General features: G+C 48.0%; 11 protein-coding genes. 8 read left to right on the top strand and 3 right to left on the bottom strand.

Features of this window, described 5'->3' with window-relative positions:
- Nucleotides 1-232: 232 nt before the first annotated feature.
- Complete coding sequence (locus tag H8S65_RS17345) at nt 233-1,687, bottom strand: aminoacyl-histidine dipeptidase (RefSeq protein WP_186931120.1); 1,455 nt, start codon at nt 1,685-1,687, stop codon at nt 233-235.
- A 46-nt stretch (nt 1,688-1,733) separates the two neighbouring features.
- Nucleotides 1,734-2,741, bottom strand: a complete 1,008-nt coding sequence (locus H8S65_RS17340) for a lysylphosphatidylglycerol synthase transmembrane domain-containing protein (RefSeq protein ID WP_186931119.1) — start codon at nt 2,739-2,741, stop codon at nt 1,734-1,736.
- A gap of 96 nt (nt 2,742-2,837) precedes the next feature.
- On the opposite strand from H8S65_RS17340, the gene rsmA reads away from it, so the two are divergent.
- The 8 genes from rsmA to H8S65_RS17300 all read left to right on the top strand — a co-directional run bounded on the left by rsmA (nt 2,838) and on the right by H8S65_RS17300 (nt 9,087).
- Nucleotides 2,838-3,629 (top strand): 16S rRNA (adenine(1518)-N(6)/adenine(1519)-N(6))-dimethyltransferase RsmA, encoded by a 792-nt coding sequence (gene rsmA, locus H8S65_RS17335; RefSeq protein WP_186931118.1) that lies wholly within the window; start codon nt 2,838-2,840, stop codon nt 3,627-3,629.
- Between the two features lie 327 nt (nt 3,630-3,956).
- Nucleotides 3,957-5,306 (top strand): magnesium transporter, encoded by a 1,350-nt coding sequence (gene mgtE, locus H8S65_RS17330; protein WP_186931117.1) that lies wholly within the window; start codon nt 3,957-3,959, stop codon nt 5,304-5,306.
- A gap of 78 nt (nt 5,307-5,384) precedes the next feature.
- Complete coding sequence (locus H8S65_RS17325; protein ID WP_186931116.1) at nt 5,385-5,735, top strand: CidA/LrgA family protein; 351 nt, start codon at nt 5,385-5,387, stop codon at nt 5,733-5,735.
- Entirely contained in the window at nt 5,728-6,426 is a 699-nt protein-coding gene (locus tag H8S65_RS17320; RefSeq protein WP_186931115.1) for an LrgB family protein, read from the top strand. The genes H8S65_RS17325 and H8S65_RS17320 overlap by 8 nt, the downstream gene beginning before the upstream one ends.
- Nucleotides 6,427-6,543: 117 nt before the next feature.
- A complete protein-coding gene (gene efp, locus H8S65_RS17315) occupies nt 6,544-7,107 on the top strand; it encodes an elongation factor P (protein WP_186931114.1) in 564 nt (187 codons plus the stop codon).
- Between the two features lie 81 nt (nt 7,108-7,188).
- Nucleotides 7,189-7,869: a RadC family protein gene (gene radC / locus H8S65_RS17310; protein WP_186931113.1), complete on the top strand. Its 681-nt coding sequence runs from the start codon at nt 7,189-7,191 to the stop codon at nt 7,867-7,869.
- Between the two features lie 119 nt (nt 7,870-7,988).
- Entirely contained in the window at nt 7,989-8,306 is a 318-nt protein-coding gene (locus tag H8S65_RS17305; protein ID WP_008146258.1) for an SUF system Fe-S cluster assembly protein, read from the top strand.
- A 4-nt stretch (nt 8,307-8,310) separates the two neighbouring features.
- Nucleotides 8,311-9,087, top strand: coding sequence for a UDP-2,3-diacylglucosamine diphosphatase (locus H8S65_RS17300; protein WP_186931112.1), 777 nt, complete (start codon nt 8,311-8,313; stop codon nt 9,085-9,087).
- Nucleotides 9,088-9,195: 108 nt separating this feature from the next.
- Here the strand turns inward: H8S65_RS17300 and H8S65_RS17295 are convergent, their stop codons facing one another.
- Nucleotides 9,196-11,214, bottom strand: a complete 2,019-nt coding sequence (locus H8S65_RS17295; protein WP_186931111.1) for a hypothetical protein — start codon at nt 11,212-11,214, stop codon at nt 9,196-9,198.
- Nucleotides 11,215-11,268 lie beyond the last annotated feature (54 nt).

Below are 11,268 nucleotides of genomic sequence, written 5' to 3'. Positions count from 1 at the left end.
AAGGTTATCAACTATCGCGTTGACGATGCGCACAGGAGCGTTCTCCGCTATGTTTTCATCAATTCGCTGCGGAAAAAGAACTGTTTGGTTGGGAATGTAAGGACGAAAATGTAACTTTGACATAACAAAGTCCGAGCTTGGGAAAGTTCGGACTTTGCGCATAAAAAAAGAGGATGCGACGGTTTTGACACACCCTCTTCCTATTATGTTATTATATTAATGTATATACGAATCAGATTCTCGCAAGCGTCGTCACAATAAAGTCCCAAGTACGGGCAACAGACGGGATGCTGACACGCTCGTCAGGAGAATGCGGATGCTGCAAGTCCGGACCGATAGAGATCATGTCCATATCGGGATAGGATTCCTGGATGATACCGCATTCCAGACCGGCGTGCATAACCTTTGCCTCCGGTTTCTTTCCGTACAGATCCAGATAAGCCTGCTGCATGATTTTCAGGATCGGCGAATCGATATTGGGCTGCCATCCGCCGTAACCATCCGAATATTCCACCTTTGCCCCTGCTAAAGAGAAAATACTTTCCAAACTCGAACAAACGGCTTCCTTATGGCTCTCGGACGAACTTCGAACCAAAATCTGAATCTCGATCATTTCGTTCGAGGACTTGACGATTGCCAGGTTTGTAGACGATTCGACCGTGCCCGGAAAATCGACCAGCATACTGATCACACCGTTCTGGCAACCTTCTATCGCATTGATCAGATCATCCTGAATCTCTTCCGGGATCAGAGTTGCCGGCATATCGGTCATTTCGGCCGTAAAATTAATATTGTGTTCAATGCCCTTATATTCGGAACGGTACATTTCCTGATAATCGGAAACAAGCTCCCAAAGCGCTTCCACATTATCACCCGGAATCGTTATGATGGCAAAAGCTTCGCGCGGGATTGCATTGCGCAACGAACCGCCGTCGATAGACGACAGGCGAACTCCATAGTCGCGCACGGCTTCTTTCAGGAAACGGAACATCAGCTTATTCGCATTCGCACGTCCCAAATGGATATCCACACCGGAGTGGCCGCCTTTCAAGCCGGTCAGGCTGATTTTCACGGCAACATCGCCTTCCGGGATATAAGTATCTTCCTTGAATTGCATGGAGACATTCAGATCGGCGCCGCCGGCACAGCCGACAAACAGCTCGCCTTCTTCCTCCGAATCACAGTTCAACAGGATTTCCCCTTTCAGGAAACCCGGTTTCAAACCGACTGCCCCATCCATTCCTACTTCTTCGTTAATGGTGAAAAGAGCTTCCAGCGGACCATGCTTCAACGTCTTGTCCGCCAAGACAGCCATAGCAAAAGCGGCTCCCATGCCGTTATCGGCGCCTAATGTCGTTTCGCGTGCCTTCACCCAATCTCCATCTATGTAAGCATCGATCGGATCGGTTAGAAAATCATGTTTTACTGAAGAGTTCTTCTGCGGAACCATATCGAGATGGGACTGCATGGTCACGGTTTTGTGTCCTTCCATTCCCGGAGAAGCCGGTTTACGAATCAAAACGTTTCCCACTTCGTCCTGCAAGGTTTCCAATCCCAATCCTTTACCAAAAGCTACCATAAAACGGGTTACAGCCTCCATGTGTCCGGTCGGACGAGGGATTTGCGTAAGGTCATAGAAATAACCCCAGACTGGCTGCGGAGAAAGATTTTTGATTTCTGCTGACATAGAAGTTAAATTTAATTTGTGCTACTTTTATTTTTATGCAATAGTATTATTCATTAACAGCGACCGGCACTTCCTTGTTCGTGAACGGCAAAGCCACCACGCCAAACAGACCGGTCAATCCGAGCCACGCGGTTTGCACCGTATGCACTACCAACGCGAAAGCCGCAGCATCGGTTTCCTTTACCCCGAAACACATCAAAGTGGCAATCACCATAAAGTGCCACGGGCCGATACCTCCCTGAACGGGCACTGCCACGGCGATACTGCTCATTGTAAAAGCGATCAGACCAACCGTCACGCCCAGATCACGGGTAAAGTCGAAAGCATAGAATGTTATGTAGAAATACAGGAAATAACCTGTCCAGATCAACAAGGTTTCAATCACAAAAAGACCTTTACGCTTCATCAGCCAAATGCTTTTCATTCCATCCCAAATGTTCTGCAACATCGACTTCGCTTTCTTGACCAGCGTAAAGTTACTCATATATGTGAATATAAACCAAATTCCAGCGATAAAAATTACAACAGCTACGTAAATCCATATAGAATTGAACATCGACTGGAAGCCATCCAGCAATGCCGGGTTCTTCGCAAAGAAGCTACGGAAGAAATCAAAATTAAAGATAATAATAGACATTGTGATCAGCCCGACCATAATAGTATCGCTCACACGGTCGATCAGCAGCGTTCCCAACAGCCGGGTAAACGGGATCTTGTCATATTTGGTTATCATCCCGCAACGCCAGACTTCGCCCACACGAGGCAGCACAAGGTTCACGGCGTAATTTCCCAAAACGGCATAAATTACATTACTCGTCTTCACCTTGTCACCTAACGAACGGATCAGCAAGCCCCAGCGCAATCCGCGGATAATATTAGCCCCCAAACCGAACAAAAGGGAAAAAAGAATAATGTCGTAGCGAACGCCTTTGCGAATGACATTCCAAATCTCGCCAATATCCATCTTACTATACAGATACCAGAGAAGTAAACAACCGAAAGCAAGCGGGAGAATTATCTTGAGAAACGTGCGTAGAATTGCTTTAAAATCCATTATGCGTAGATGACTTTAAATTATTTGTTGTATTTTTGTACGCCTGCAAAGATAAGCATTATATTTAAATACGAACACATTACACCAAAGAAGTGGATGAGATTAGTTAAGCCAAAGAAAGCGTTAGGACAACATTTCCTGAAAGACCTGCAAATAGCTGAGCGTATTGCAGATACATTGTCCGATTACAAGCAGTTGCCTGTACTGGAAATTGGCCCTGGGATGGGCGTCCTCACCCAATTCTTACTGGAAAAAGGACACGATCTGACAGTAGTGGAGCTGGATATGGAATCGGTCGATTACCTGGAACAGAACTTTCCCGCCCTGGAAGGCAAGATTCTGGCGGAAGACTTTCTGCGTCTGGATCTCGGCAAGTTGTTTCCGGACCAGTTTTGCGTGATCGGTAACTATCCTTATAATATATCCAGCCAGATATTTTTCAAAGTGCTCGATTACAAGGAGCTTATTCCCTGCTGTTCAGGCATGATACAGAAAGAGGTAGCCGAACGCCTTGCCGCCGGTCCGGGCAGTAAGACATACGGTATCTTGAGCGTCCTGCTGCAAGCCTGGTACGAAGTGGAATATCTGTTTACAGTCAGCGAGAAAGTATTCGATCCGCCCCCAAAGGTCAAGAGCGCGGTGATACGGATGGTGCGTAACGACCGGAAATCGTTGGGATGCGACGAGAGACTGTTCAAGACGGTTGTCAAAACCTCGTTCAACCAACGCCGCAAAACATTACGCAACTCCATGAAACCTCTATTAGGTAAGGATTGTCCCGATTATTCGCTCCCGATCTTCGACAAACGACCGGAACAGTTATCCGTAGAGCAGTTCGTGGAATTGACGCTGATAACGGAGCGAAATTTGAATAATACAGAGAAATGAAGATTTACCAATGAGCTAACAGACAAGACTGCGCCTTGTGCCGCAAGTTCTCTTTTGCCGTCTGCTTCAGCAGACGGATAGATGATTGTTCCGGCTTTGCCGATTCCTCTGTGGGTTTTAACCCCTTTTGATACAATAGATGAAAGGGACTGAAGTCCACAGAGGAAGAGGCTTTGCCTCTAAATTTTTTAAACCGTCTGCTGAAGCAGACGGCAAAAGAGAGCCTACAGCCACGAGACAACCCTCGTTTGTTAGCTCGCTGATAAATCAGCATTTACCAAACATAAAACAAAGCAAGTTGTTCATCTTCTAAAAATAGGCAGAGAAATGATTGAACTGACGAAAGAATATATAGACAATCTGAAAGACATCATCACGGAGAAGGATGACGCAAAGATCAAGGAGATACTGCACGAACTATATCCGGCGGACATAGCCGAACTGTACCAGGAGCTTGATCTGCAAGAGGCGATCTACCTCTATCTGCTGATGGATGGCGAAAAGGCTGCGGATGTCCTGATGGAACTGGACGAAGAAGACCGTCACAAGTTACTGAAGGAACTCCCGAACGAACTGATTGCCAAACGCTTCGTGGACAATATGGAGACCGACGACGCTGTAGACCTGATGCGTGAGTTGGACGAAGACACTCAGGAAGAGATTCTTTCGCACATCGAAGACGTAGAGCAGGCGGGCGATATCGTCGACCTGTTGAAATACGACGAAGATACCGCCGGTGGTTTGATGGGAACCGAAATGATCGTGGTGAACGAGAATTGGAGTATGCCCAAATGTATCGACGAGATGCGCAAACAAGCCGAAGACATGGATGAAATCTATTACGTCTACGTAGTCGACGACGATGAACGCCTGCGCGGAGTCCTCCCTCTACAGAAGCTGATCACCAATCCTTCCGTCTCGAAGATCAAGCACGTGATGAAGAAAGACCCGATCTCCGTCCGCGACAGCGACAGTATCGAAGAGGTGACCGAGACGATCGAGAAGTATGACCTGGTCGCCCTGCCGGTAATCGACAGTATCGGGCGTCTCGTCGGACGTATCACCATCGACGACGTCATGGATGAAGTCCGCGAACAGCACGAACGTGACTACCAGTTGGCATCCGGTATCTCGCAGGATGTGGAAACTTCGGATAACGTCTTCACCCAAACCGCCGCCCGCCTTCCCTGGCTCTTGATCGGGATGATAGGCGGAATCGGCAACTCACTGATCTTAGGAAATTTCGAAGGGAATTTTGCCGTCAATCCCAAGATGGCGCTGTTTATCCCGCTAATCGGAGGGACAGGCGGAAATGTAGGCATCCAGTCTTCCGCCATCGTGGTGCAAGGTCTGGCTAACAACAGTTTGAAGGAAGGAGACATTCTGCCCCAGATATTGAAGGAGTCTGTCGTTTCGCTGATTAACGCCAGCATCATCAGTTTAGTCGTATTTATCTATAATTTCTTCATGTTAGGCGACAGAGGCATCACCGCTTCGGTTTCTTTAAGCCTCTTTGCGGTCGTGATGTTCGCCAGTATCTTCGGAACGCTGGTTCCCATGACACTCGATAAACTGAAGATCGATCCGGCTTTGGCCACCGGGCCGTTTATCACGATTACAAACGACATTATCGGTATGATGATCTACATGTTCATTACGTCTGCACTGGCCGGATAGTTAAATATTATATGCTGTAGAACATATTTCTTGCAAAGGTGTTATCTTTGCAGCGGTTATCTAAAAGACAGTAAGAATATGCTAATAGAAGCATTTTACATCCTCTTCTTTTATTTTACGGGAGAGTTTATCAGTTACTTTATCGACGGGTTTATTCCGGGTAGTGTAATCGGAATGGTGTTGTTATTCCTGGCGTTGGCATTCAAACTCGTCAAGCCGAACAAAGTGAAGAAGCTCTCCACGCTTCTGACCGAAAACATGGGGTTGTTTTTCCTGCCGGCGGGTGTGGGATTGATGAATTCGCTCGGCATCATCTCCCAGTACTGGGTTGTGATCGTAACGGCCTCCGTTGTCAGCACCATACTCGTAATTGCCAGCGTGGCACTCATCCAGCAAAAGTTAGAAAAGGAGACGGAAGGAAATGAATGACCTGGCACAATCGGAAGTATTTTCGCTGACTTTGGTGATCGGCACTTATCTGGCGTCTTTGGCTCTGTACAGAAAGACGCGTATCAGTTTGCTGCATCCGCTTATTACCTCCATATTTGTCATTATCGTTGTCCTGAAAACGATGGATATCGAATACGAATCGTTCCAGAAAGGCAGCCACCTGATCCATTTCCTGTTAGGTCCATCGGTTGTCTCCCTCGGATACGTGCTTTATGAACAGATCCAATACCTGAAAGGGAATGTGATTTCGATCCTGACTTCCGTCTTTGTCGGGGCGATTGTCGGGATTGTCAGTGTTATTGCAATCGGCAAATTGATGGGAGCGGATGCTGCCTTGGTTGCTACACTCGAACCGAAGTCAGTCACAACACCGATCGCGATGGGCATTGCCGAGAAGTCCGGCGGCATTCCTTCCCTGACGGCCGTCGTCGTAGTGGCGGTCGGAATATTCGGCAGTATTGTCGGCCCCTTCGTGATGAAAGTGTTAGGCATTGAAAGCCGCATAGCAAAAGGGCTGGCATTGGGTGCTTCTTCGCATGGGGTGGGCACTTCCGTTGCGATCCAGATCGGTGCGGTGGAAGGAGCTTTGAGCGGACTGGCCATCGGCCTGATGGGAATCATGACGGCTATCCTCGTTCCTGTTGTCAGCTTTATTATTTCCCTCTTCTAAAACGTTTTATCCCTAAAAAGGGAAAGTTTATTGGTTCTTTAAGATGAAAACGTTACCTTTGTACGCGAATTCCATTGTAAGATAACACAATACTAATAAAATAAAGCATATTAAAGTATGATGAATGCTCAAGACATCAAGATCGGAACTTGTATCCGTATGGATGGAAAACTCTATTTCTGCATAGATTTCCTTCATGTAAAGCCGGGAAAAGGCAACACCTTTATGCGTACGAAATTGAAAGACGTGGTAGACGGATATGTCCTGGAACGCCGTTTTAACATCGGTGAAAAACTGGAAGATGTTCGTGTGGAACGCCGTCCATATCAATATACGTACCAGGATGGTGAACATTATCATTTCATGAACCAGGAAACATTTGAAGATGTTATCATCGACAAAGACCTGATCAATGGTGTGGCTTATATGAAAGAAGGACAAGTTGTAGACGTAGTTTCCGATACTTCGACCGATACGGTTCTTTTCGCAGACATGCCTGCTAAAGTACAGTTGGTTGTTACTTACACAGAACCAGGTATTAAAGGAGATACAGCTACCAACACATTGAAACCGGCTACTGTCGAAACAGGTGCGGAAGTTCGCGTTCCTTTGTTTATCAACGAAGGTGAAACAATCGAAATCAGCACAACAGACGGTTCTTATGTAGGACGCGTTCGATAAAACAATAGGCAATGGGCAATTAGCAATTAATTGTTAGCTCCAATTGTCCATTGCCAATTTTCAATTAATAAAATCCTTACTATGAAAATAAAAGAATGGGCAGAAGAAGACCGCCCGCGCGAAAAAATGTTATTGAAAGGTATTGCTTCCCTCAGCGATGCCGAATTGCTTGCCATCCTGATCGGTTCCGGCAACAGCCAGGAAACTGCAGTCCAATTGTCACAACGTATTTTAGGCTCCGTCAATAATAACCTGAATGCTTTAGGTAAATTATCCGTCAAAGAACTGATGTCGAAATTTAAAGGCATCGGTAAAGTCAAAGCTATCATAATCAATGCAGCTCTCGAACTGGGGAAACGGCGCGGCAACAGCGATCCGGTTCAACGTCCGGCCATCCGGGCCAGCAAAGACGCTTACCTGCTTTTTCATCCTCTGCTCTGCGATCTTCCCCACGAAGAATTATGGATCGCACTTACAAACCGTTCTTCCCAAGTAATCGAAAAGGTCAAGATCAGCCAGGGCGGGACAAACGAAACATCCGCCGACCTTCGCATCATCCTGAAAGCGGCGATCAATGCCCTTGCGGCAGGCATCATCGTCTGCCATAACCATCCTTCGGGCAACACCCGTCCCAGCCGGCAGGACGACCAGTTGACACAACGCCTTCGGGACGCCGCCCGCCTGATCGAAATAAAACTGTTAGACCATATTGTCCTGGCTGATGGCAATTACTACAGTTATTCGGATGACGGGAAACTCTGAATAATTGAAATTGGAGAATGGGAATCGGAAAATGAAAGAGGTAAAGGCGCAAACAAAGGTAGTTCTGAGGTTGTTCTTCTATCAATTATTTATTAAGTTTGCATTCAAATTAAAAAAAGATGAACAACGAATTCCTCCAAACAGAAGAAGCGATTGTCGCCATGCTTAAAACCGTATATGATCCGGAGATCCCGGTTAACGTCTACGATCTTGGCTTGATCTATAATATAGAGGTGGACGATGAGAAGAACGTTCGCATCGATATGACCCTCACCGCCCCCAACTGCCCTGCCGCCGATTTCATCCTGGAAGATGTCCGGATGAAGATAGAGTCTGTCGACGGCGTGAACAACGTGGAAGTAAACCTCGTGTTCGAGCCGGAATGGGATAAGGACATGATGTCCGAAGAAGCCAAACTCGAATTAGGTTTTTTATAAAAACATGGATTCCCTTCGAAAGAAAATATTTTTTGCATCGGATGCCCATCTGGGCGCCCGTTTCCATAAAGACCCGCTTGCCGTTGAAAAGAGACTGGTACGCTGGCTGGACAGCATCAAGGACGAGGCGATGGCGATTTATTTCTTAGGGGATATGTTCGACTATTGGTATGAGTATAAATACGTCATACCGAAAGGTTTCGTCCGTTTCCTCGGAAAGCTGGCGGAACTATCCGACAACGGGGTGGAAATCCATATCTTTATCGGCAATCACGACATCTGGATGTTCGACTACCTGCCGAAGGAGATCGGTGCGGTCATCCACCGGGATGTGCTCACCATAGACCTTTTAGGCAAACGGTTCTTCCTCGGACATGGCGACGAGGTGGACTATCGCAGCAAGGCGTTCCGCTTCCTACGCGCCCTTTTCCGCAATAAATTCTGCCAATGGCTGTATGCGGGCATCCATCCCCGCTGGACGTTCGGCTTCGCTCTCGGCTGGTCGCTCAGCAGCCGAAAAAGCGGGCTGAAAAAACATAAGACAAGGGAGGCTGCCGAATACCTGGGCGAAGACCACGAGTATATGGTCCTCTTCGCAAAAGATTACCTCAAGACACACCCGGACATCAACTTCTTTATCTTCGGGCATCGCCATATCATGCTCGACCTGATGCTTTCGCGAACCACGCGGCTTCTGATCGCGGGTGACTGGATGCAATACTTCTCCTATATCGTCTGGGACGGGGAAACGCTGTATATGGAGCAGTTCGAAACAGAATAACTACCCGGCCGGCTCCGGACGCGCACAATCCGGCACAGGAGCTATTTTTTACGGGACGGGAACTATATTTCGCGGGACGGGAACCAAACCGGCAAAGACATTCCCATATTATTTTTTCCAGCAGACCACCAATGTTTCTTCCGGATGAACGGTCAGGATATCCCCATTTATAACCCCTCCCTTATCGGCAAAGAGAACTTCCGAAGGACGCTTTTTCCCATCCGTCTTCAATGCAATGGTTTGCAGCGTACCCGACTTGTTTACAACGACAGCCATATAGGCATCTTTCGTTTCCGATAGCTTCATCAGGACATCTTCGTGATAGGTTTGGAAAGAATAGGGCAAACGATCGGCATTGCATTCCTGGCGTACCCACCCGGCAAGCGGAGCGCCATCTCCTTGCCAGGCTCCGCTGCCCAACAATCCCGGAACCCAGACCACCTCTCCTTTTCCAAAGGCAAAGCGGGAAGCCAACGGCAGTTCTCCTTCCCTACAGAGCGTTTCAGCACCTTTATCGGGACGGATCAGGCCTTTCCAGCCGTATCCCGGAACAGGCTGTTCATAGCCTTCCAAGCGATACAGACAGGGAGTATCGATCCGTTTAAACTCGGATATGCAACCCCCGAAAAGATTCTTCAGGGAGAACCCCGTCAACATCTGGTTGTGCACGTCCCCGTCATAGAAACCCGTCATTCCATCCACAATCAGCTTGCCTCCTTTCCGGACAAAGGACTCCAGCAATGGGACACAGGAAAGAGGGACTGCTATCTGATGCGCCAGGATAATCGTCTGTCCCGTATAATCCGGACGGCTGAAATCATATTCTTCAAAAGCTTTCAGGTTCGGGGTAATGCCACTTTCCGACAAGGCTTTGAAATATCCCAGCATATTTGTCATACACATGGCACGGCCATCCTGGGCGGCAGGTGTACCTTGAGACACGACCGCTTCCGTCCAGAGAGATTCACGGATATAGACAATGCTGATTCCCGGATCGAGTTTCTTCGCCTCCGAGAAAAGCGATTTATGTCGTTTCAGGCAATTGCCTACCTCTGCAACCGCAGCAACACGGTCGGTAGGCTGATGTTGGAAATCGAGCAACGCCCATTCGCCCGACTCGATACCCGAAGCACGGGGATTAAGCGACCAGAAGATGCCGCCTTTTCCTTCCGTCCCCATAACGATCCAGAGCCATTGCGTGATCTCCTCTTTTGTCGGACACATGGCACGGGCTCCGCTGTAGGTGTTATTACCACCCTGCAGTTCCGTCATGAGCCAAGGCAGGTTTCCTGCACCGGACAACAACAGCTCGCAATCGGCAGACATGGCCAGGCTGTATTCTTCACGCGGAAAAAGGGTAAAATGCCAGCTTGCATGCGCCGAGCCGCCCAAGCTATTCAGGAAACGGCGCCATTTCGGGAAACTATACTCGGTGATATTAGAGAAAATAGCATGGTTGTTCACATGCAGGTGGATGTCCTTATCATGCTTGCGCACCTCGGAAGCGATCCAGTCCAGCATCCAGGTAGTCATATAGTTCATAAAACGCTTGTCCTGCAAATCGACCAATACCGGATAGCCATTTTCCAGATATTCCGGCTGCGGATGCTGCCTGTTCCATTCCCTGCGCATCTGGCGTGAGAATTCGTTATCTTTCAGACCGCCGCCCGGTTCGTTGATCAGCACCCAGGCATACAAGGACTTGAACTGTTTGAAGTGAGTGGTCATCTGCTTGATATATTCGGCAAACGAATTCAGTTGTGCGCGGCTTTCGGGGAATTTCCATCCACCGATATCCGTCTTTTCCGTCAGCGGGAAGAAAGTCCCGATAATCTTGATATCATACTTCTCCGCCAAGCGGAAAGCACGGTCGAAAAGAGAGAAATCCCAGCCTCCCGGCTTACGCATATACGACTCGAACATACGGATGCGGCAAACCGACATGCCATTGTCGCGCATCGTCCGGAACCACCCTTCGGTTTCTTCCTCCGTCTGGCCGGGTTCGATAAAGACTTGCGCCCCCAAGAGCGGATAATCATCGGCAGAGATTGCCTGTTGTCCTCTTGCACGCTCCGGCAGCAGCAGCGCCGAGAGGAATAAAAGAATTAAAAACTTACAACATTTCATGGTACGATACTGAATTAAAATGGTTAACCAATTGATTAAGAAGTCTGCCAAAGA

The sequence above is a fragment of the Parabacteroides hominis genome, from assembly GCF_014287585.1.
Lineage (GTDB): Bacteria > Bacteroidota > Bacteroidia > Bacteroidales > Tannerellaceae > Parabacteroides > Parabacteroides hominis.
Note: the sequence above shows the minus strand (reverse complement) of the source record. Positions and strands in the feature narration are given on the sequence as shown.